This is a genomic window from Lysinibacillus sphaericus, from assembly GCF_005217585.1.
In the GTDB taxonomy this organism is placed as follows: Bacteria; Bacillota; Bacilli; order Bacillales_A; family Planococcaceae; genus Lysinibacillus; species Lysinibacillus sphaericus.
In genome coordinates this window covers 422,151-443,249 of the sequence record NZ_SZPT01000001.1, presented here as the reverse complement: position 1 = coordinate 443,249, position 21,099 = coordinate 422,151, and the positions used below count along the sequence as shown (strand labels likewise).

Sequence of the window (21,099 nt, the reverse complement as noted above, 5' to 3'; positions counted from 1 at the left end):
GCCACAGTCACTTTTCTACTCTAGTGTAGCCCTTTTAGAAAAGGGTCGTCAACTTCACATTATTTGTAAAATTAGTTAACGGTAATGGCATCCTTAAACTTTTCAAATGTTTTTTCACCGATACCTGCCACCTTTTTTACATCTTCTATTGTTTGGAAACGTCCATGTTCCTCACGGTAGGCAATAATATTTTGTGCCTTAGAAGGACCTATCCCAACTAATGTTGCCAGCTCTGTATGATCTGCCTTATTGACATTGATTTTATTATTCGTTGTCAGGTTGCTTTCATTTGCTGTAGCAATGTTGAAACTGGACATTACGTCATCAAGTTTTTCTCCTTTTACAGGAATATAAATAACCATTTCATCCTGCACCTTTTGCGCATGATTAATGAACCGTGTATCAGCGTCCTCACTATAGCCGCCTGCAAGCTGTACTGCATCTATCATACGTTGATCTGGCTTAAGTGCATAGACACCTGGATGCAATACAGCACCCTTTATATCAATGAGCACCTGCTGTACGACCGCTTCTTCAACAGGTTCTTCTATTATTGCTAGCTGATCTGTCGGTTGGATTGTTTCGATGAGCTCTTCTTGGGGAGGTGAAGAGTCAAATTTCGAGAAAAAGAAGTAACAAAGTCCACTGATTACTAGTATGCTGGGGAGCAACACACTTTTCTTATACTTTTGCCATAAAGATTGGATCATGCAAACCATCCTTTCTATGCAAAGGTAATCATATGGAGTCTATTTTAATCATATACTATCGCTCTGATGGAGAAAAGTAGATAGATGCTTTCTATCCAAAACGAAATTGTTCAAGCCATATGTTATTAAAACCTTATATTTAATCAAAAAAAGTTCGGTATAATACCGAACTTTTCTAAGTATTGGCCCCCATCTTATCAAACTTTCCGGAGTACCTGTTGCAATTATCATTTCACCGCACGTATAAAAATGCGTTCACTTTCGTATTCTGGTGCTTCCTCTGTAAAATCTGCTGTTACTTCTATATCTGTAAAGCCAATCTCACGAAGCCATGTCATATAGTGTTCAACAGCAAATGTACGTTGGAAATGCTCCTCATCAAAACGTTCATACAAATCACTTCCAGCATCTCGAACATAAAACGTCATTTGATGGACAATCGAATGTTCATAGTCCCCAGGCTCTGTATGCCATACGTAACTAATATCTCCATCATCATACGTAAATGGTCCATCTAAAAAGATTTCATCCATTTTAAATAATGAATGGACATCAAAGAACAGTTGACCACCTGGTCGTAACGTATGAAAAATACGCTCTAGCGTCGAATAAACGTCTGCTTGTTCCACCACATAGTTAAGTGAATCAATGGCAATCGTGACAACATCCAGTGCCTCAAAGCCGTCCAATTCATGCATCGACATACAGAACAGCGGCACTTGTAAACCCGCCTCTGCAAAACGCTCTGCGGCTATAGTAAGCATATCTTCTGACAAATCAATACCACTTACCTGATAACCAGCCTTTGCTAGCATCAGGCCAAGCACACCAGTACCACAGCCAATATCTAAAAGCTTCGGGAATTGATTGCTCGGCGCATGTTGCTCTACCCACTTCACGTAACGATCATACGGAATATCCGTTTGGAGCTCATCGTATACATGGGCAAAACGTTCGTAGCTACTCACTTACGCCTCTGATACGTCTAATTGTGGTGCATCGCCCCATAGACGCTCTAAGTTATAGTAAGCACGCTCATCCTTATGGAATATATGTGCTACAACATCACCAAGGTCTACTAAAATCCAGCGTGCGCCATCGAAGCCTTCAACACGACGAATTTCGTGTCCCTCTTTCACTGCTACCTCTTGTAATTCACGCGCAATCGCTTGTACTTGGCGATCTGAATTCCCGTGTGCAATGATAAAATAATCTGCTAAAAGTGAAATACCTTGCATATTTAAAACGACAATATCCTCGCCATGTTTGTCGTCGATTGCTTTGTAAGCTGCTTGTAATAAAGTTGAAGTCATCCTTCACTGTCCTCTCTTTTCATCATATCGTTATAACATGCTATAGATAATGGATAGATAGCCTGTTTACTATCAATTAAAAACGCCAATGTATGACGTATGCAGGCACTCATAGCCTTATCCAAATTCTTTTGCGCTTTTTTTCGCAGACGTTCTACACCATCAAATTTTCGATTCGGTTCAATCATATCTGCAACAAAAATTATTTTTTCTAAATTACTCATCGCTACACGTCCTGTCGTATGAAAACGGATTGCATTTAATATCTCTTCATCCGTTATGCCGAATTCACTTTCAGCAATATACGCACCAACAGGCCCATGTAGTAGTTCACTGCCCCAGCCAATCAGTTGTTGATCTAACTGTTGTGTTTTAACGATTTCCTCCATCCATTCGATATCGGCATACTTTGCAATATCATGAAGAATAGCAGCTGTTTCTGCTTTGCTCTCGTTTTCACCATAGATTTTTGCTAACTGTATGGCTGTTCCCATTACACCAAGTGTATGGATATAGCGTTTCTCAGGCATGCGAGGTTTAATCGCTGCTAAATACTGTTCGCGTTCCATAAAGACCTTCCTCTCGTATAAACGTCTCTACCGCTTCTGGCAGTAAAAAGGTTACCGTTCTACCAGTAGCAAGGCGCTCACGAATCAGTGTCGACGATAAATCGATTTGCGGTACTTCCACCATTAATACAGGATACTCCGTAAGCGCCTCTGTCTTCGGACGCTTTACGCCGACAAATTGAACAAGTTCCACTAGCTCATCAATACAATACCACGTATGGAGTGAATCAATCATATCGCCACCAATGATAAAGTAAAACTTCACAGTAGGCTCCTTTTCACATAATGCAGCAAGTGTGTTATAGGAATAGGATACACCGCCCTTATCAACCTCATACGACTCAACACGAAAATGCGGATAAGGTTGAATGGCGCGCTTCACCATTTCTAGGCGTTTGTCATCACTCGCATCATGCGGAGCTTGTTTATGGGGTGGTAGAGCATTTGGCAAAAAACGTACCTCATCTAACTCCAATGCATGAAAAACTTCGTTTGCCATGATTAGATGTCCAATATGTGGTGGATTAAACGTACCTCCAAGTAAACCGACCTTCTTCATCGTTTCACCTTATTTCGCTGCTTTTGGTAACACAATTTTCTTGTTGTTACGTGATTCTTTATATAAAACAACTGTCAAGCCGATTAATTGAACAAGTTCAGCATGTGCACCTTTTGCAAGAGCCTCTGCCACTTCGTTTTTGTCATCTTCACAGTTATCTAAAATACGCACTTTAATTAATTCACGTACTTCTAATGCTTCACGAATTTGCTTTGTCATTTCTTCATTCACGCCGCCTTTTCCTACTTGGAAAATCGGTGTTAAATGATGTGCTTCTGCACGTAAAAAACGCTTTTGTTTACCTGTTAACATAAAAATTATTGTCCTCCTAATTGCGCCTTTAATCGCGCAATCATTGAATTTGTATTTGGATATTCATCGAGCCAGTAATGGAACGCAATCGCACCTTGATGTACGAACATTCCAAGACCAGTTACAACGGTCGCTCCTTTTTCCACAGCCGCTTGTAAAAAAGGCGTCATTAATGGATTATACACAATATCTGCAACAATTGCGCCTTTCGCTAGTCGATTCAATGAAAATGGCATCGAAAAGTCACCCGTTACAAGCCCAGCTGACGTCATTTGCACCAAAATGCCAAAATCAGCCAATGATTCCTCCGCTTGCGCTAAAGAAATTGCACGCCCTGTTCCGAGTTCATCGATAATTGCTTGTGCATTAGCAACTGTACGATTGGCGATTGTTAAATTCATATATCCTTGTTGTTGCATGGCAAATGCGATGCCACGAGCTGCCCCGCCCGCTCCAATTAGAAGCACAGGCTTATCTTTATGTGACTTGCCGACAGCTTCTTCTAATGAGCGTACAAAACCAAGCCCATCAGTATTGTATCCTTTTAACTTCCCCTCTTTTGTTCGTACAACGGTGTTCACCGCACCCATTTTTTCTGCTAACTCATCTAGCTCGTCTAAATAAGGAATGATTGCTGTCTTATGCGGTATGGTCACATTCCAACCACTAGCACCTAATGTTTTAAAACCAGCAATCGCTGCCTCTAACTGATGTGATGGTACGTGCACTGGAATATAGGCTGCATCGATTGCCATTTCTTCAAACCAAACATTATGCATGGCTGGTGATTTTGAATGCTCAATCGGATCACCAATTACTGCAAACCACTTCTTCATGTCCTAGTTCCTCTTCTCTTCTTTACTAATATTAAATGAGCGATGGACGAATTGATACTTGTACACCTTTTGGTGCATAAGCAGCAATGACCACATTCGCATGCTGTACCGTAATCCAGCCAAGTCCCGAAAAGACCACATCTGTTTTTGCTTCTTTGATTGAAAACTCATGACGGACTAACTCTGGAAGCTTGTCGATAAAATCTGCAGTCGGAGGTGCCAGTAATTCCCCCTTATGCTCAGCATATAGCGTATCTGCCTTTTCAAGCTTTGTACGGTGGATTGGCAAATCATTTGCCACGTGAATTGTAAATGCTGAACGTTCCCCTTGAATAAAGTCAAATCGCGCAAGTGCACCAATAAATAATGTTTGTCCTGCATTTTGCTGATACACTTTCGGCTTAATTTCTTTTTTGGGCATAATATACTTTAATTCGCTTGCATCAATATAATGTGCCATCTGATGGTGATTAATAATCCCAGGTGTGTCATATAATGCACTACCATCATCGAGTGGAATTTCAATCATGTCCAATGTAGTGCCAGGGAAATGCGAGGTAGTAATGACTTCTCCTTCACCCGTAGCCTGCTTAATAACGCGGTTAATAAACGTGGATTTCCCAACATTAGTACAACCTACTACGTACACGTTTTGGCCGTTGCGATACTGGTCTATAGCCTCCATCGCCTCAGCCATTCCTTGGCCCTTATGTGCACTAACTAACAGCACATCAATCGGTTGTAGACCAAGTGCCTTCGCTTCACGTTTGAGCCAGTTAATTACTTTTTTGGGCTTCACTGATTTTGGCAGTAAATCAGCTTTATTCGCTACTAATAGCACTGGATTTTTGCCAACGAAGCGATGAAGCCCTGGCAACCAGCTACCATTGAAGTCAAAAATATCAACGATTTTCACGATCAAGCCTTGCTGTGTTCCAAGGCCATTCAAAATACGCAGAAAATCGTCATCTGTTAATGACACAGGTTGTATTTCATTGTAATTTTTCAAACGGAAGCAACGTTGACAAATGACTACGTCTTTTTCTAATGATGATGGGGGTGCATACCCTACTGCTGTTTTATCTTCTGTTTGAATTGTCGTACCACAGCCAATACAATTTGGCATTTCGTTCATTCTTGTTCCTCCCAAGTAATTATTCCTTTACGTTTTAAATCATTGAACACACGACGCTCAACGAAACGATTAAATTTTGTTACGAGCCCATCTGATTGTGCAACTGGTTTTACTAACACAGTATGCAAGCCTAAACGTTTGGCGCCCATCACATCTGTAAGTAGCTGGTCTCCTACCATTACTACTTCATTAGGACGTAAGCCTAGTTGAATAACAGCACTATAAAAAGCATTACGAAGTGGCTTTCTTGCCTTATGAATATATGGAATGTTAAGTGGCTCAGCAAAATGCTTTACACGTGCTTCTTTATTATTTGAAGCGATAATGACACGAATGCCAGATTCCTTCATAATACGTAGCCAGATAATTAGCTCTTCCGTTGCATCTGCACGGTCCCATTCCACAAGCGTATTATCTAAATCTGTAATAATTCCTTTAATGCCTAGTTCTTGAAGCTTTTCTGGTGTTATTTCAAAAATGCTTGTCACAAATTCATCTGGTAATAAAAAATTATACAAAATAGCGACCCCTAATCTAAACGTATTATTCGACCATTATAGCATATTTGCAAAGGCTTCACCCATGCGAATTGGACTTCCTTGTACAACATTGTCCGTAAATGTAACGGTATCTTTCTCAAATAGCATGACCACTGTCGAACCAAATGAAAAATAGCCAACTTCTTCTCCCTTTTGCCACTGGGCTGTTGTATTTGTTAATACAATGGAATTGACAAAAGTAGCACCGACTTTAATAAATGCCACATGCTGGTCATTTGCCACTTTTAACTCCGTTACAAGACGATAGTTATGAGAAATTGGCTTTTTGCCGTAAGTGAGACCTAGCTGATTGACCGGGAAAGATGATTGTCCCAATGTGTATTGTCTTAACACTTCGCCATCAATCGGGCTATGGATTCGATGATAATCAGCAGGACTTAAATAAAATACGATAAAATGTCCATCGGCATATTGCGCAGCACGATCATTATTCCCTAGTAAGTCCTGTAAAGCATAAGGTTTGCCCTTTACAAGAAAAGTCATATCCCATTCAATGCGGCCAAAGGATTCCACTTTTGCATCCACTGGACTTGTAAAAACAGTAGGATTTTGGTCTACTGGTCGTGCATCTGTTAAAAGCTCTCTTGTAAAAAAATCATGCAAACTTGAAAATTGTTGTGGTTTTTTTGAAACTTCTTCAAGGTTAATATCGTATAATTTCATATAGCTTGGAATTATTCGCTTACTCCACTTCGCTTTAGCAATAGTTTGTAAAAGCTGGGAAGATTGTTTGCCATTCGTTAATTCTATTAAGCGTTGGTATAGTTTTTCTTTCATAAAGCAAAACCCCTATCCATTAAATTAGACTGTCAATTTTTTCTCATCCGAAGTATAATGGTACAATATCTTAAGTGCAAAGGAGTGATCCGCCTTGTTTTTTTATCACAAGTTGGTGGATACGACGGTTAAGAAAATGAAATCGCACGCAGCAAACTTCATCACAATTAGTAATATGTCCTTTGGTGGCGCGGCCATAATGGCCACTTTACATGAATATTATAGCTATAGTGTCTTGTTTATCTTTATTGCTGCTCTTCTCGATCGCTATGACGGGAAAGTGGCACGCGCGCTCGGACAAGTATCTGAGTTAGGTAAACAATTAGATTCTATGAGTGATATTATATCATTTGGTGTAGCACCTGCATTATTAATGTATGAAGTTGTCCTAGTTGATTTTGGTTTCGCGGGCATGATGATGACCGTTCTTTATATCGTCTGCGGTGCGATGCGATTAGCTCGCTTCAATATTAGTGAAGCAAACGGTTATTTTACTGGGCTCCCGATAACAGCTGCTGGTACGCTATTAACATTAACGTATTTTGCGTCGACTACGTTCCATCCAGCCTTTTATCTTTTCCTACTACCGATTTTAGCTTTACTAATGATTAGTACATTCACGTTAAGAAAAGTGTAACAGCGTAATTGCTGTTGCACTTTTTTTCATTGAACGACCTTTCTTAACATATACTGTCGAAAAATGGGGAAAGGATGAAATCATTCAATGAGCGGAATTTTTACTTCTATGTTGCAGTTATGGTTTGAAATCCCTGCGTTATTCGGTTATTTAAAAGGGCAAACATTCCATAAACCCTTTTCTAAAGAAGAGGAAGCTGCTTGTATTGAACGATTTTTAGGTGGTGATGAGCAAGCGCGTCTTGATTTAATTGAGCGCAATATGCGACTTGTTGCACATGTCGTAAAGAAATTCCACCCAAAACATGAACAACTCGATGATTATATTTCAATCGGAACAATCGGTCTAATGAAAGCTGTTGAAAGTTATACACCCGATAAAAAGACGCGCCTTGCAACGTACGCAGCACGCTGTATTGAAAATGAAATTTTAATGCATTTAAGGACCCAGAAAAAAGTACAAAAAGATGTATCCTTATTTGAACCAATTGGCACAGACAAAGATGGCAATGCATTACAAATTCGCGACCTGCTACAATGCGATGAAGAAAGTGCAACCGAAAAAATCGAACATAAAGAACATGTTGCCCAGTTGTACCATTATTTGCACATGCTCGATGAACGCGAGCTGGAAATTGTCACACTCCGTTATGGGCTAAATCAGCATGATGCACTGACACAAAAAGAAATTGCTGCCCGCTTAAATATTTCTCGTAGTTATGTATCTCGCATTGAAAAGCGAGCACTCATTAAACTCTATCAATTTTATAAAAGAGATCAAAAGTCTATTGAGTAATTTATTGTAATTTGTTATTGATAAAAATTCAATCTTGACATAGCAGTACTTGTTTTATTGATGCTCTTTGCATAACGATTTTCATTAGTTGCTAATACATTTTAGCGTGGCTGGTGTCCATTGAGGAGTCCGTTGGTTCCTCGAACAATAAAAAGCTCCTTTTTGACTTTAACAGCCACAAAGGAGCTTTCTATAAAGTATTAATGCGTTGCTTCTGTCAGATCTGCCGAAATAAGCGTGCCGATTAACATTGTAATTATTACGACACCTGCTGTTAAAAATAGCATAATGAATACCTCCCATCGAACTATGAAGAGAATATAATGCCATTGTAGCATTGAAGATTATTTACGACTGTGATTTTTCTCACTTTTTTCACTGCTCACTTTGTCTATTACATGTAGATTTATAGAGCCGTAATTGCTTTTAATACAATTTGTGTTGAATGTTTTGCAGCGACTGGTAAGAACTCATCAAAGCTGATGTTTGATTCTTTGCCAGCAATATCAGATAGTGCACGAATAACTACGAAAGGTGTACCGAATTGATAGCATACTTGTGCAACAGCTGCCGCTTCCATTTCAACAGCTTTCATTTGAGGAAAATGTTGACGCACTGCTTCCACACGTACCGGATCATTCATAAAGGCATCACCAGAGCAAATTAAGCCAATACCGTATTGATGTTCACCAACTGCTTTTACAGCTTCTTCGGCAACTTTTATTAATTTTTCATCTGATTGGAAAGCAGCAGGCATACCTGCCATTTGACCAATTTCATAACCGAAAATTGTAACATCTACATCATGATGACGGACTTCATCTGAAATAACAACGGCTCCAACTTCAAGGGCCTCATCATAACCCCCAGCAGAACCTGTATTAATGACTACATCTGGTTTGAATTCATGTAATAAAATTGTTGTTGACATTGCCGCATTGACTTTACCAATACCGCTTTTTAATAGCACTACTTCTTTTCCTTCATATGTCCCTGTTGTGTATTCACTACCAGCAATTGTTGTACTAGTAGCACCTTCTAAAGATGCGCGTAATAACTCTACTTCCTCTTCCATTGCACCGATAACTGCGATTTTCATGAATTCATTACTCCCCTTCTTTTATCCAACTCTATTAAACAACGATGTGTCGGCTTTGGCATCCGTATTGTAACAAGCACCCGCCGCAAACCCCAATATCCGTTGACGTGTTTCCATAACCTACGGATAATGGCTCTAGTCACCAAACATTGTACTATTGGGCTATGTTTTTACCCAATAGATTTAAAAATAATCAATACAGCAGTTTTCGTCAATAGGCACCTTCTAATGTATTCAACTGTTCTAGTTTTACAGGAAGCCAGCCTTCGTTATCAACCCATTCCATGCTGACACGATACTTTTCACTTTTATCTTTTGTCGAAACCGTTGCAATGGCTTTATTGGCACCACCATTATTTTGCAAGCGCCAAACAATCATATTGTCATTTGTAATGCCAGTAACGGCTGTCACTGTCGCAATTTTTTCTGCCCAATCTACAGATTGATCATCGTAGGATGACACATGCTCTCCAGTTTGCGTTGTTGGCGTCGGTTTCCAGCTTTTATCTGTCACCACACGGTCAACAATTGGATTGTCTGACGTCGTTTCCACTGCCGTATTTTGTTCTGGTTGCTGTTCTGCCTCTTTCGACTCGTCTGTATCTTTCGTCTGTTCTTCATCTTGTGACTGTTCGTCGTTACTCGCTATGTCTTCCTCTTTTGAAGGTTCCTTCTCACTGTCATCGTTCTTTTGCTCTTGAGCTGGTTCCTCTTTAACAGTTTCTTGTGCGTCATCTTGCCACTTAAACACATACGTTGCCACTATCACAATTAATATAATGACAATGCCAATTAAAATATTTAACATTTTATCTAGCTTTTTATTGTGAGATGGCTGCAAATGACGACTGCTTCGTGTTTGTCGTTCACCCATGAAGTCTCCCCCTCTCTAGCCAATATTTTATCAAGTTCCACACGACTTGCAAAATAAAAACAGTTAGCTCTTCTCTAGAAAGAAGAGCTAACTGCTTGTACATCTGTGATTATTTAATTGAAAGAATTTTCACTTTCATTTCACCACCAGGTGTTTGTACAACTACTTCTTCACCTTCAGCTTTTCCAAGTAAGCCTTTTGCAATTGGTGATTCATTTGAGATTCGGAATTCCATTGGATCAGCCTCAGCAGAACCAACAATCGTATAAGATTCTTCATCAGAAGATGGTTTACCGTTAATAATTTCTACGAATGTAACCGTTTTCCCAAGCGAAACTACACTGTTGTCCGTTTCATCTTCAGTAATAATTACTGCGTTACGAATCATTGATTTTAATGTAGAAATACGTCCTTCTAAAAAGGCTTGCTCTTCTTTTGCTGAGTCATACTCGGCATTTTCAGAAAGGTCTCCGAAGTCACGTGCAATTTTAATACGCTCTACAATTTCTTTACGCGTTTCTGTTTCTAATTTCACTAATTCTTCTTCTAATTTTCTTTTACCCTCTGCAGTCATTGGGTACTGTTTTTCGTTTGACAAAGTACTTCACTCCTTATTTCATCAATATAAAAACATAAAACTCGACCAAATGCTTTGAAAAATGCATTTAATCGAATTTTATTATTTTTAATCCATTTCAAAATACGCTTTGACCTAATAGTATGCATGCCTTACAAAAATATGCTTCATAAAGCATGTAAATATTGTCAATACCACTCTATCTTATTACAATACGTTGTCAGTTTCAAGAATAGTTTTAATTTTCGTTACCATCAAATCAATCGCTACGCCATTCTCTCCACCTTCAGGAATAATAATATCAGCATAACGTTTAGTCGGTTCAATAAACATATTATGCATCGGTCGTACTGCAGATAGGTACTGGTCAATTACAGAATCTGTTGTACGTCCACGCTCTTTAATATCACGTAAAATACGACGAATAATACGTAAATCTGGATCCGTATCAACAAATAATTTGATGTCCATTAAACCACGTAAGTCTGCATCCTCTAATACTAAAATTCCTTCTAGTATAATAACATCTACTGGCTCTACATGGATAACTTCCTTGGCACGCGTATGCTGTACATAGTCATAAACCGGCTTATCGATTGGCTGACGCTTTAATAATTTTTTTATATGCTCAATCAATAAATCATTATCAAACGCTAGTGGATGGTCATAATTCGTTCCTAGTCGTTCTTCAAATGTTAAATGACTTTGATCTTTATAGTAGTAATCTTGTTCAATTACTACGACAGAATGCTCACGGAAAACATCATAAATAGCACGGGTCACACTCGTTTTACCTGAGCATGAGCCACCAGCGATTCCGATGACAACTGGACGCTTGATTGCCATTAATTATTCTCCTTTCGCATCATGTTGTGCGGTTGAAGTGGTGTCTCACATTTAAACTTAACAATTTGCAATGGATGACGTGCCGCATCTAAGCTATTGCCATCCTCATCCCAAATTTCCCCCATTGTAATGCGGAAATTTTCGATTTCTGGCCCAAAAAATTCTACTTCATCACCTGGTTTAAAATAGTTACGTTGTTGCATCGTTACAATTTTTGTTTCAGGATCATGCTCTAAAATAAGCCCTGCAAATTCATAGGTTGTTTTACGACCATGAACGCCAAACATTTGCTCTTCATGACCTGGTGCATCATGGAAGAACGCCTCAGCAGTGTCACGATTTGCACATTTATCTAACTCTTCTAGCCATTCCCGTTTAATTTTAAAATTGTCAGGGTCTGCACAATACGCATCAATGACTTTACGATAGACAGAAACTACTGTTGCCACATAGTGAATCGATTTCATACGGCCTTCGACTTTTAATGAGTCAATGCCAAGCTCTATCATATGTGGAATCGCTTCAATTAACTTTAAATCTTTCGGACTCATCGCAAAAGGTGCATGATTGTCATCGAAGAGCGCTTTTTCCTCGCCGTCTTCCAGCTCATATAAATCATAATCCCAACGACAAGATTGGCAGCAGCCACCACGATTGGAGTCACGTGCTGTCATATGATTTGATAACACACAACGGCCTGAATAGGCGATACACATTGCGCCATGAACGAATGCTTCAATTTCGATATCGACTTTTTCTTTCATTAGCTTCATTTCTTCGCCGCCAACTTCACGTGCTAAAACAACGCGGTGTAAGCCTTCTTCTTTCCAATACTGTACTGCTTTCCAGTTTGATAAAGATTGTTGTGTAGAAAGATGGATTTCTAGCTTCGGCGCAGCACTACGACATGTTTCGATAATAAGTGGGTCCGCTACAATAATGCCAGTAACGCCTGCTGATTCAATATCCTTTAAATATTGCTCTAAACCATCCATATTTTCATTATGAGCGAAAATATTCGTTGTCACGTAAATTTTTGCTCCATATTTATTTGCAAACTCTACACCTTCACGCATATCTTCGATAGAAAAATTATCTGCGTTTGAGCGAAGACCGAATTCTCGACCTCCGATAAATACTGCGTCCGCACCATAATGGACAGCTACTTTTAGTTTTTCTAAGCTACCTGCAGGGGCAAGTAGTTCAGGTTTTTTTGTAATGACGCGTTTACCGTTTATCATTTCACGGATTTTGTCATTTTGTTCTAATGCCAATGCCATGTTCTTGCCACCTCCTAGTAAACTGTTTCCTTGAAGATAAAGCCCGTATCGAGTGGTCGAATAGCAGGTTGAATTTCTTCAATTTTAGCCAGTAAATCATCTTTAATATCGTCATATGCATCTTCTGATTCGTCAAAATATGTGTCAATTGCTCGACGATATGCTTCTGTAACTGTCACTACATATTCCGGCGTTTGTAAAACACCTTCAATTTTTAGCGCATCGATGCCTGCTTCAAATAACTCGCCTAGCTCATCAATAATGCACATATCATTTGGACTGAAAATATGTGTACCATTTGCATCCTCATAAATTGGATATTTGTTGTTACGCTCATCATCATGAAGGAACATATTACGGTTTTCTTGACGATTTTCAATTGTCATTACTTTATCTTGATATAAGAAATAATGACCTAGTAATGGACGCTTCGATTGGAACATACAAGTCATGCCGTGTACTTGTACTTCCACTTCTACTTCTGCGTTTTCTTTAATTTCTATTACTTCATCTAATGAAAGCTCACGCGCTAGCACAGCACGTGTTGCACCACGTTTACCCCAATAATTCGCAGTAAACCAGTTGGTAGCCGTCGTTTCCGGATTCCAGTGCAACGGAATGGTTACACCTTGCTCGCGACGCACTATAATAACCGCAGGGTCGCCGTAAATTAAACGATCTACACCTATGCGTTGCATTTCTTTTAAATAGTCACCTAATGCATCTAGTTTTTCGTTATGGAAAAGCGCATTCACTGCAACATACACCTTTTTGCCTGCTGCGTGTATTAGCTTCGTTGCTTCTTCTACTTCGCTCACTGAAAATTCACCTGCAAGACGAAGACCAAATTGTTGTTCCCCAATGACAAAAGCATCAGCTCCAGCTGTTAACAGTGCTTTTACATGGTCTACTGATTGCGGTGTAACAAGCAATTCAGGTTTTTTCATAGTCGTCACCTCTTCAAACATAATAATAAGCCATCCCCCACTGGTAAAAATGCACTTGTATAGTCAGGATGGTGCATAATCCAATCGGTAAAGTTTTTTAAATTCCGAATCATTGTGCGCTTGCGACGTGGTACGTCTTTTAAGTCCAAATCGGACAAGCCATGCATATACATATTATCGATATACAAGACGCCTCCCGAGTTGACAAGAGGGGCATATTTTTCGAAAAATCGTTGGTATTGTCCTTTTGCTGCATCTATAAAAACCGCATCAAAAGTTGTGTGGATTGCCTTATCGTCTACCTCTAAAGCATCTCCCTCAATAACCGTAATACGATTGGACACGGTCGATCTTGCAATATAAGCTTTTGCACGAGAAACACGTTCTTCATCACGTTCGATCGTAACAATCTGCACATTTGGCAAAGCCTCTGCCATCCGTATTGCTGAGTAACCAATTGCCGTGCCAATTTCTAAAATTTTTGCCGGATTTTGAATACGTAGCAACTGATTCAGTGCGTCTATTCCAGCTAACTGCATAATCGGTACATGATTTTCTTCCGCATATGCTTCCATTTCTAAAAGCAAGTCATTACGTGGTTGAATAAATGATTGTATATATGCATCCGATAATTCCATTGTAAAATTCACCCTCATTTAAAAGGAAACGAGCACTCCCGTTATCCAAACTTCATCATCACTTTGCTACAAAAAGAAAAAGACCAAACGTGATGTCTTGGTACTTTGCCATACAAAAATGAGCAATTGTTAGTCGATATGCACGAAACAATTGCCACCACGTATAATTGATTAAAAATCACAATTTATAATAGCACGAAAATAGAAGGAAAGCTATTTTTCTTTCCTTCTATCTATTTTATTGTGCTATTTATTTGCCTCAAATTACTGAGATTTACTTAATATATTGTTCTTTCTTTTGCAAATGCTCATCATATGTTTTTGAGAAGTGGTTAACTCCTTCTTTATCTGCTAAGAAATAAAGATAATCAGTTTTGCTCGGATTTAACGTTGCTTCAATCGAAGTTTTCCCAGCACCAGCAATTGGCCCTGGCGGTAATCCTTTATTTTTGTAAGTATTATAAGCGTTTTCTACTTCTAAATCTTCATACAATACGCGATCTTTATGTGAACCAAGGGCATATAAAACAGTTGGGTCTGTTTGTAGTGGCATGCCTTTCTCTATACGATTATAGAATACACTCGCTATCGTTTCACGATCTGTTTGTGCTGTTGCCTCTTCCTCTAATAACGATGCAAACGTTAAAAGTTGATGGACTGACATTTGTTTTTCAACTAACACTTCACTATAATTTTTCACTACATTATTCATCGCTGCAATCATTTCTTCAACAATTGACTCTAACGAAGGTTTTTCTTCAAAATAAGAATATGTTGCTGGGAATAAATACCCTTCTAAGTCATAGCGAATATTATCAGCTAAAACCGCATCTGTAATAAGTTCTGGATAGTTAGCCATCATTTTTTGAACAAATGCTTCACTTGTTACTAAATCCATAAACTCTTTTTGAGTATAAGGTGTTTTCTTTTCTACGATTTTACCTATCTGATCAAGTGTTAGACCTTCTGGAATCGTCATCGTAAAGATTGGCTCACGATACACCTTGCCTGTTTTTAAACTCTCAATCAGCTCGTCCAATGTCATCGCTTGGGTTAAATCATAATTTCCTGCTTGGAATTGAGATTCATTTTTAAACTTGGCGTAATATTTAAAGACTTTCGCATCTTTAATAATGCCCTTTTTCTCTAACAAAGCCGAAATCGAACTTAAACTAGAGCCAATTGGTACTTCAACAGCAATGGTTTTCGTCGCATCCGGATTCACCGGTTTAAGCGCACTTTTAACGTAGTTGTACCCAATTAAACCGATAATGCCAAATAATAATAAAAACGTAATGGCTATAATAGCTACGATTTTTCTCACGATTTTTACCTCAGATTTTTTTTCTTCCATTTTTGAAAACATTTCTTGTTTTTTAGAACCGTTATCCACGGGTTTCCCCCCTATCACTATCCAATATCATACTAGAAATCAACTTTTTCGACAAACAGAAATGACAATTCAGGAGAAATTGCACACATAAAAAAATCTGCTAATACATTCTTTAGCAGATTTGTACCTTTATAATTGCAACGCTCCTTGCTTTTTCTCTTCTACTAACAAACCTTGCGCTAGTTGAGCAATAACAACATCATCAGCTGGTGGATTAAAGCGGCTACACTGAACATCTCGAAAAAGTCGTTGCAATTTATTAGACTTCGACAAACTTCGGCCTCCAACAACTTGCATTGCTTTCGTCACAATGTCTATGGCATGTTGACAAATCACATATTTTGCAATACTAACATCCTGCGCTAAATCCTGTTTACCTGTCGGGTGCTGTTCTGCTTGTGCAGCAATACTGTAAAGCGTACGACGTGCTGTTTGATACAACACCTCCATTTCTCCAATCTTTTGTTGCACATGGCTAGCGTGTGCAATTGTATTTTCCAAGCTATAAGAATACGTATTTTTCGCAAACTCGACTACATAATCCCTCGCCGCACCTGCAATTCCTAAATAGACCGCGGGAATTTCTAAAGAATAGACACGTCCATCTGCTAAAAATCGATTCACTTCATTCGGACGGTGACGATATAATAATGCCTCATCTGGCACAAAAGTATCGTGGAAAATGATATCATGACTACCTGTTGCTCGCATGCCCATTGCATCCCACGTATTCACCACTTCAACCTGCTCATTTTTTGTCATAAGAAACTCGGCAGTTACATTTTCATCTTTTAAATATGCAATAATCGTGAATTGCTTTAAAATTGGTGCTAGTGAAGCAAAAGCTTTCTCGCCGGTAATGATATAACCACCTGGAACTTTTTTGGCAGTCGTGCCAGGCAAACTACCCCGTGAAATATTGCCCTTTCCTCGTTCACTATTAATAATATTTAACAGGGAACCTTCCTCCACAGCTTTACGACTTAGTTCTGCAAAAATATGCTGCGGCCACAACTTCGCTTCTCTTACATTTAAAAACGTTAATAAGTGCCAGCCAACCGCTAAAGCAGTTGACCCATCTCCTTTAGCAAGCTGCTCTTGCACTAATAGCATTTCATAGAGAGAGATTTCCTCGCCGCCGTATTTTTTCGGTACAGTCAATCGAAAATACCCTGCCTCCTCCAACAATTTAAAATGGTCAAAAGGAAACGCACCACTTTCATCATAAATAGCAGCTGTTTCTTCAATTTGCCCAGCAAGTTTACGAGCATATTGAACGAGCTGTTGTTCTCGCTCATTCCGGATAAAAACATCACGCATTAATCGATCACCTTACTTTTCGTAAATCGGTTTTGAGGTTTCTTTAGCCCTAAATGTTCACGCAATGTTGTCCCTGTATAATCTTCACGATAGATGCCACGCTCTTGTAATATTGGTACAACCTTCTCTACAAAGTTTTCTAAATCACGTGGTAACAACGGAAATTGCAGCATAAATCCATCAGCTGCCCCCTCCTTCAACCATCGTTCCATTTCGTCAGCAATTTGTACCGCTGTTCCAACAAAGGCATCACGTCTAGCAGGTCCAAACAGGCGGGCATACAACTCACCGACCTTTAAATTTTCTTTTTTAATAATCTCTAAATGCTCGTCAAAATGGCTTTGAATACTGTTGACAGCAGGAAACTCAACTTCAATAGCTGGCGTATCTAGCGAATACTTTGAAAAATCAACATTGCCCATATAACCTGAAACAAACTTCAAGCTCTCATATGGGTCTATCAATGATTGCAATTCATTGTATTGACGAATGGCTTCTTCCTCAGTATCACCTACTATGGGCGAGATTCCTTGTAAAACAAGCAACTCCTCCTCCGTTCGACCGAACGACGCTAGCTGTGCCTTTAAAGTGCGATAATGTGCTTTGGCTTTTTCGATATCATCCCAATGGACAAAAACAACTTCCGCTGTTCGTGCAGCCAATTTTTGCCCTGGCTTAGATGCTCCGGCCTCAACAATAACGGGTTGCCCTTGTATCGAACGCGCAATGTTTAGCGGACCTTTCACAGATAAATATTTACCTTTAAATGCTGTTTCATGTACTTTCTCTTGGTCATAAAAAATATTATTTTCACGATCATAGACAAAGGCATCATCTTCCCAAGAATCCCATAATGATTGCACGACATCAATAAATTCTTCTGCTCGTTCGTAGCGATGGTCATGCTCCCAATGCTGATCACGACTAAAGTTTAAAGCTGTTTGGCCGGTTGCATCTGCCGTTGTCACTAAATTCCATGCAACACGTCCATTGCTGATATGATCAATGGACATTAATTGTCTTGCTAATACATACGGTTCACTGTAAGTAGTCGAAGCTGTTGCACCAAGCCCTATTTTGGATGTCGCTGCAGCTAGCGCTGTAATTTGAATCAGTGGGTCAAAACGATTTAAAATATGTGGATGGGATTCGTGATTAATGGCTAAACTATCCGCCACAAAGGCCATGTCGAATTTACCTTTTTCGGCAAGTTGTGCTACTTTTTGTAATGCTTTTATATCAATGCTTGCATCGACCTGCGCTAAAGGATGCTTCCATGCCGCAACATGCATGCCTGCCCCGATTAAATATAAAGCTAACTTTAATTGTTTGTTCTCCGCCATTTTTCATTATCTCTCCTTTTAATATGAATAAAACGTCTTCCATGTTGCTAGTTCATCCAATGGCATGTTGACAGGAATATAGTTCCCCTTTGAAATGTTAGAGACAAAATCTGCTGTTTCTTTACGCTGATATATCTCCACAATTTTTTTCAATTTTGCGTTGTCCTTATCTTCAGGCTTTGCCACTATGACATTAATAAAAGGCTTCGCTGTTTCATTTTCATGAATAAGCGCATCCTTTAAAAGCAAGCCTGCTTCAACAGCTACTCCATTATTAATAACCGCAAAATCAGTATCCTCCATGACACGAGGTGTCGTCGCCCCATCTACGGGCACAATCGTTAAATTTTTAGGATTGTCTTGTATACGATCTTTGCCTCCATTGCCATCAAAATTATCGGTAACCGTTAACAGGTCATATTCTTGCAGCAGTAACAATGCTCGCCCCCAATTAGAAGGATCATTTGGCACTGCAATTTTGGCCCCATCCTTTATCTCTTCTATCCGTTTGTATTTGTTCGAATACAAGCCGATGGGCGCCATAATCGTTGTGCCAATCGCTTGTAAATCTGTGCCGTTATTCTTATTAAATAAATTTAAATATGCGACATGTTGGAAAGCATTTATATCGACTTCACCTTCTGCTAATGCTTGATTGGGATCATACTGTGCCGAAAATGTCACTAATTCTAAATGTATATGTTCCTTTGTTGCTTGTTCTTTTATATATTCCCACGTTTTGATTTCCGAGCTGCGAATGCCAACCTTCACAACATCGTTTTCCTCAGCTTTTGTACATGCTACAAGTAAAAATAATAATGACAAGAGTCCGATAATATACTGTATTTTCTTCATTGCTAGCTCTCCTTTTAAGCTACTCTTCGCAGCTTTCTTTCAATGGTATTGCCGATACTTTGAATAATTTGAACAACAACGACTAATAGTACAACTGTCACGAGAATGGTTACATTATCAAAGCGTTGGTAGCCATAAGTTATGGCAACATCCCCAAGACCTCCTCCACCAACTGCTCCTGCCATTGCTGTTGCCCCGATAAGTCCAATCGTTGCTGTTGTGACGCTTAAAATTAAAGATGGGAAGGCTTCAGGAAGTAAAAACTTATGAATAATTTGAAATGGAGAAGCTCCCATTGCTTTTGCCGCTTCAATGATGCCTTCATCTACCTCAAGCAGAGAATTTTCAATTAATCTTGAAATATACGGTCCAATATGCAAGACAAGTGGTACGATAGCAGCAGTTGTGCCAATCGCTGTCCCAACAAGTAGACGTGTAAATGGAATGATAGCTACTAATAAAATAATGAACGGAATAGATCGTAATGTATTGACAACTGGATTGACAATCGAGAAAATAATTTTATTTTCAAGTATGTGCCCTTTGCGCGTAACAACTAAAACGATGCCTAATATAAACCCTAAAATAGCGCCAAAAATTAATGAAATGCTAACCATGTACAGCGTATCCAACAGTGCGTCGATGATAATCTGTGTGCTCACCTTCATGTGCAACGACCTCCTCCATATGAATATTTTTACTTTGAATATATAAAAACGCCTTTTGAATCTCTGGAGCTGAACCCACTAGCTCTACAATTAAATGACCGAATGGAATGCCCTGTAGCTCCGTAATATTGCCAAATAGGACATTGACATCGACCGCGAATTTCTTGGCTACTTGTGATACAACAGGCTGACCGACATCCACCCCAATAAATTTCATATTGTAAATTCGTTTCGAACCATCGATGACATTCAATTGCTCATAAACAGATTGCGGTATTTCATTTCGAACAACTGATTGCACAAAGTTTTTCGTTGTGTCTTGCTTTGGTGCAGAAAAAATGTGTAGGACATTGTCTTCTTCTATTATTTGCCCGTTCTCCATTACCGCCACACGATTACATATATCTCGAATCACTTCCATTTCATGTGTAATCATCAAAATGGTAATGCCATATTCACTATTGACACGCTTGAGCAACGCTAAAATAGATTTTGTCGTTTGGGGATCCAGAGCAGATGTCGCTTCATCGCATAATAAAATTGTCGGCTTTGTAATTAATGCTCTTGCAATCCCTACACGTTGCTTTTGACCACCTGATAATTCATCAATAAAGCGATGCGCCTTATCTTGCAAGCCGACAAATGTTAAGACTTCTTGCACTTGAGCTGCTATTTTCGATTTGTTAGCACCACTTAACACTAAAGGCATTGCCACATTATCAAAAACCGTTTTAGAGTGGAGGAGATTAAAGTGTTGAAAAATCATTCCAATATTTTTCTTTTCCTCCCGCAATTGTTTTTTGCTTAGTTTGGTTAAATTTTTACCATTGACAAGCACTTCACCAGATGTTGGCTCTTCTAATAAATTCACTGTGCGAAGTAAAGTACTTTTCCCAGCACCGCTAAAGCCAATTACGCCAAATATATCGCCTTTCTGAATAGTTAAATTAATGTGATTTAACGCCTTCACAGTCGCTTGCCCAACATGAAATTCCTTCGTCGTATTTATAAATTCAATCATTCAGATTTCCCTCCTATGCACTTGAATCCGTATAA

At 39.1% G+C, this 21,099-nt stretch carries 25 protein-coding genes; 2 read left to right on the top strand and 23 right to left on the bottom strand.

Annotated elements, in window-relative coordinates; translation table 11 throughout:
* Window positions 1-71 precede the first annotated feature (71 nt).
* The 10 genes from FC748_RS02135 to FC748_RS02090 form a co-directional block, all read right to left on the bottom strand.
* Window positions 72-710 (bottom strand): helix-hairpin-helix domain-containing protein, encoded by a 639-nt coding sequence (locus FC748_RS02135; RefSeq protein WP_108029824.1) that lies wholly within the window; start codon window positions 708-710, stop codon window positions 72-74.
* A 227-nt stretch (window positions 711-937) separates the two neighbouring features.
* A complete protein-coding gene (locus FC748_RS02130; RefSeq protein ID WP_108029825.1) occupies window positions 938-1,678 on the bottom strand; it encodes a class I SAM-dependent DNA methyltransferase in 741 nt (246 codons plus the stop codon).
* Entirely contained in the window at window positions 1,679-2,023 is a 345-nt protein-coding gene (gene rsfS, locus FC748_RS02125; RefSeq protein WP_024363089.1) for a ribosome silencing factor, read from the bottom strand.
* On the bottom strand, window positions 2,020-2,592 hold the full coding sequence (gene yqeK, locus FC748_RS02120; protein ID WP_108029826.1) for a bis(5'-nucleosyl)-tetraphosphatase (symmetrical) YqeK: 573 nt from the start codon (window positions 2,590-2,592) through the stop codon (window positions 2,020-2,022). Before yqeK ends, rsfS begins: the two co-directional genes overlap by 4 nt.
* Entirely contained in the window at window positions 2,561-3,151 is a 591-nt protein-coding gene (locus tag FC748_RS02115; RefSeq protein ID WP_024363091.1) for a nicotinate-nucleotide adenylyltransferase, read from the bottom strand. Before FC748_RS02115 ends, yqeK begins: the two co-directional genes overlap by 32 nt.
* 9 nt (window positions 3,152-3,160) lie before the next feature.
* A complete protein-coding gene (gene yhbY / locus FC748_RS02110; protein WP_108029827.1) occupies window positions 3,161-3,463 on the bottom strand; it encodes a ribosome assembly RNA-binding protein YhbY in 303 nt (100 codons plus the stop codon).
* 5 nt (window positions 3,464-3,468) lie between these two features.
* On the bottom strand, window positions 3,469-4,299 hold the full coding sequence (gene aroE / locus FC748_RS02105) for a shikimate dehydrogenase (RefSeq protein ID WP_024363093.1): 831 nt from the start codon (window positions 4,297-4,299) through the stop codon (window positions 3,469-3,471).
* Between the two features lie 31 nt (window positions 4,300-4,330).
* Window positions 4,331-5,434 (bottom strand): ribosome biogenesis GTPase YqeH, encoded by a 1,104-nt coding sequence (gene yqeH, locus FC748_RS02100; protein WP_024363094.1) that lies wholly within the window; start codon window positions 5,432-5,434, stop codon window positions 4,331-4,333.
* Window positions 5,431-5,955: a YqeG family HAD IIIA-type phosphatase gene (locus tag FC748_RS02095; protein WP_231786343.1), complete on the bottom strand. Its 525-nt coding sequence runs from the start codon at window positions 5,953-5,955 to the stop codon at window positions 5,431-5,433. Before FC748_RS02095 ends, yqeH begins: the two co-directional genes overlap by 4 nt.
* Before the next feature lie 33 nt (window positions 5,956-5,988).
* Window positions 5,989-6,771, bottom strand: a complete 783-nt coding sequence (locus FC748_RS02090; RefSeq protein ID WP_024363096.1) for a phosphatidylserine decarboxylase — start codon at window positions 6,769-6,771, stop codon at window positions 5,989-5,991.
* A gap of 136 nt (window positions 6,772-6,907) precedes the next feature.
* On the opposite strand from FC748_RS02090, the gene pssA reads away from it, so the two are divergent.
* Window positions 6,908-7,408, top strand: a complete 501-nt coding sequence (gene pssA / locus FC748_RS02085; protein WP_051147750.1) for a CDP-diacylglycerol--serine O-phosphatidyltransferase — start codon at window positions 6,908-6,910, stop codon at window positions 7,406-7,408.
* 87 nt (window positions 7,409-7,495) lie between these two features.
* Entirely contained in the window at window positions 7,496-8,203 is a 708-nt protein-coding gene (gene sigK / locus FC748_RS02080; protein ID WP_024363098.1) for an RNA polymerase sporulation sigma factor SigK, read from the top strand.
* Window positions 8,204-8,609: 406 nt separating this feature from the next.
* Here the strand turns inward: sigK and mtnN are convergent, their stop codons facing one another.
* From mtnN to FC748_RS02010, 13 genes are all read right to left on the bottom strand, one after another.
* Window positions 8,610-9,302: a 5'-methylthioadenosine/S-adenosylhomocysteine nucleosidase gene (mtnN, locus tag FC748_RS02070; protein WP_024363100.1), complete on the bottom strand. Its 693-nt coding sequence runs from the start codon at window positions 9,300-9,302 to the stop codon at window positions 8,610-8,612.
* A gap of 211 nt (window positions 9,303-9,513) precedes the next feature.
* Window positions 9,514-10,176: a YrrS family protein gene (locus FC748_RS02065; protein WP_024363101.1), complete on the bottom strand. Its 663-nt coding sequence runs from the start codon at window positions 10,174-10,176 to the stop codon at window positions 9,514-9,516.
* Window positions 10,177-10,285: 109 nt separating this feature from the next.
* Window positions 10,286-10,774, bottom strand: a complete 489-nt coding sequence (gene greA, locus FC748_RS02060; protein WP_024363102.1) for a transcription elongation factor GreA — start codon at window positions 10,772-10,774, stop codon at window positions 10,286-10,288.
* A gap of 186 nt (window positions 10,775-10,960) precedes the next feature.
* Window positions 10,961-11,599, bottom strand: coding sequence for a uridine kinase (gene udk, locus FC748_RS02055; protein ID WP_024363103.1), 639 nt, complete (start codon window positions 11,597-11,599; stop codon window positions 10,961-10,963).
* On the bottom strand, window positions 11,599-12,879 hold the full coding sequence (locus FC748_RS02050; RefSeq protein WP_029747273.1) for a peptidase U32 family protein: 1,281 nt from the start codon (window positions 12,877-12,879) through the stop codon (window positions 11,599-11,601). The genes udk and FC748_RS02050 overlap by 1 nt, the downstream gene beginning before the upstream one ends.
* A gap of 14 nt (window positions 12,880-12,893) precedes the next feature.
* Window positions 12,894-13,826 carry a peptidase U32 family protein gene (locus FC748_RS02045; protein WP_024363105.1) on the bottom strand — a complete coding sequence of 311 codons (933 nt, stop codon included), beginning with the start codon at window positions 13,824-13,826 and terminating at the stop codon, window positions 12,894-12,896.
* A 5-nt stretch (window positions 13,827-13,831) separates the two neighbouring features.
* Window positions 13,832-14,464, bottom strand: coding sequence for an O-methyltransferase (locus FC748_RS02040; RefSeq protein WP_108029828.1), 633 nt, complete (start codon window positions 14,462-14,464; stop codon window positions 13,832-13,834).
* A gap of 274 nt (window positions 14,465-14,738) precedes the next feature.
* Window positions 14,739-15,857 (bottom strand): endolytic transglycosylase MltG, encoded by a 1,119-nt coding sequence (gene mltG / locus FC748_RS02035; RefSeq protein WP_024363107.1) that lies wholly within the window; start codon window positions 15,855-15,857, stop codon window positions 14,739-14,741.
* 129 nt (window positions 15,858-15,986) lie between these two features.
* Complete coding sequence (locus FC748_RS02030) at window positions 15,987-17,177, bottom strand: acyl-CoA dehydrogenase family protein (RefSeq protein WP_108029829.1); 1,191 nt, start codon at window positions 17,175-17,177, stop codon at window positions 15,987-15,989.
* Complete coding sequence (locus tag FC748_RS02025) at window positions 17,177-18,520, bottom strand: LLM class flavin-dependent oxidoreductase (RefSeq protein WP_108029830.1); 1,344 nt, start codon at window positions 18,518-18,520, stop codon at window positions 17,177-17,179. The genes FC748_RS02030 and FC748_RS02025 overlap by 1 nt, the downstream gene beginning before the upstream one ends.
* Window positions 18,521-18,538: 18 nt before the next feature.
* Window positions 18,539-19,375, bottom strand: a complete 837-nt coding sequence (locus FC748_RS02020) for a MetQ/NlpA family ABC transporter substrate-binding protein (protein ID WP_108029831.1) — start codon at window positions 19,373-19,375, stop codon at window positions 18,539-18,541.
* A gap of 14 nt (window positions 19,376-19,389) precedes the next feature.
* Window positions 19,390-20,043 (bottom strand): methionine ABC transporter permease, encoded by a 654-nt coding sequence (locus FC748_RS02015; protein ID WP_025220077.1) that lies wholly within the window; start codon window positions 20,041-20,043, stop codon window positions 19,390-19,392.
* Window positions 19,985-21,064, bottom strand: a complete 1,080-nt coding sequence (locus FC748_RS02010) for a methionine ABC transporter ATP-binding protein (RefSeq protein ID WP_025220078.1) — start codon at window positions 21,062-21,064, stop codon at window positions 19,985-19,987. The genes FC748_RS02015 and FC748_RS02010 overlap by 59 nt, the downstream gene beginning before the upstream one ends.
* Window positions 21,065-21,099: the final 35 nt, after the last annotated feature.

Excerpts from the sequence above, each read along its gene's own strand:
- FC748_RS02135 (WP_108029824.1), bottom strand. The coding sequence starts at position 710 with ATGATCCAATCTTTATGGCAAAAGTATAAGAAAAGTGTGTTGCTCCCC.
- rsfS (WP_024363089.1), bottom strand. The coding sequence starts at position 2,023 with ATGACTTCAACTTTATTACAAGCAGCTTACAAAGCAATCGACGACAAA.
- yqeK (WP_108029826.1), bottom strand. The coding sequence starts at position 2,592 with ATGGAACGCGAACAGTATTTAGCAGCGATTAAACCTCGCATGCCTGAG.
- FC748_RS02115 (WP_024363091.1), bottom strand. The coding sequence starts at position 3,151 with ATGAAGAAGGTCGGTTTACTTGGAGGTACGTTTAATCCACCACATATT.
- yhbY (WP_108029827.1), bottom strand. The coding sequence starts at position 3,463 with ATGTTAACAGGTAAACAAAAGCGTTTTTTACGTGCAGAAGCACATCAT.
- aroE (WP_024363093.1), bottom strand. The coding sequence starts at position 4,299 with ATGAAGAAGTGGTTTGCAGTAATTGGTGATCCGATTGAGCATTCAAAA.
- yqeH (WP_024363094.1), bottom strand. The coding sequence starts at position 5,434 with ATGAACGAAATGCCAAATTGTATTGGCTGTGGTACGACAATTCAAACA.
- FC748_RS02090 (WP_024363096.1), bottom strand. The coding sequence starts at position 6,771 with ATGAAAGAAAAACTATACCAACGCTTAATAGAATTAACGAATGGCAAA.
- pssA (WP_051147750.1), top strand. The coding sequence starts at position 6,908 with ATGAAATCGCACGCAGCAAACTTCATCACAATTAGTAATATGTCCTTT.
- sigK (WP_024363098.1), top strand. The coding sequence starts at position 7,496 with ATGAGCGGAATTTTTACTTCTATGTTGCAGTTATGGTTTGAAATCCCT.
- mtnN (WP_024363100.1), bottom strand. The coding sequence starts at position 9,302 with ATGAAAATCGCAGTTATCGGTGCAATGGAAGAGGAAGTAGAGTTATTA.
- FC748_RS02065 (WP_024363101.1), bottom strand. The coding sequence starts at position 10,176 with ATGGGTGAACGACAAACACGAAGCAGTCGTCATTTGCAGCCATCTCAC.
- udk (WP_024363103.1), bottom strand. The coding sequence starts at position 11,599 with ATGGCAATCAAGCGTCCAGTTGTCATCGGAATCGCTGGTGGCTCATGC.
- FC748_RS02050 (WP_029747273.1), bottom strand. The coding sequence starts at position 12,879 with ATGGCATTGGCATTAGAACAAAATGACAAAATCCGTGAAATGATAAAC.
- FC748_RS02045 (WP_024363105.1), bottom strand. The coding sequence starts at position 13,826 with ATGAAAAAACCTGAATTGCTTGTTACACCGCAATCAGTAGACCATGTA.
- FC748_RS02040 (WP_108029828.1), bottom strand. The coding sequence starts at position 14,464 with ATGGAATTATCGGATGCATATATACAATCATTTATTCAACCACGTAAT.
- FC748_RS02030 (WP_108029829.1), bottom strand. The coding sequence starts at position 17,177 with ATGCGTGATGTTTTTATCCGGAATGAGCGAGAACAACAGCTCGTTCAA.
- FC748_RS02025 (WP_108029830.1), bottom strand. The coding sequence starts at position 18,520 with ATGGCGGAGAACAAACAATTAAAGTTAGCTTTATATTTAATCGGGGCA.
- FC748_RS02020 (WP_108029831.1), bottom strand. The coding sequence starts at position 19,375 with ATGAAGAAAATACAGTATATTATCGGACTCTTGTCATTATTATTTTTA.
- FC748_RS02015 (WP_025220077.1), bottom strand. The coding sequence starts at position 20,043 with ATGAAGGTGAGCACACAGATTATCATCGACGCACTGTTGGATACGCTG.
- FC748_RS02010 (WP_025220078.1), bottom strand. The coding sequence starts at position 21,064 with ATGATTGAATTTATAAATACGACGAAGGAATTTCATGTTGGGCAAGCG.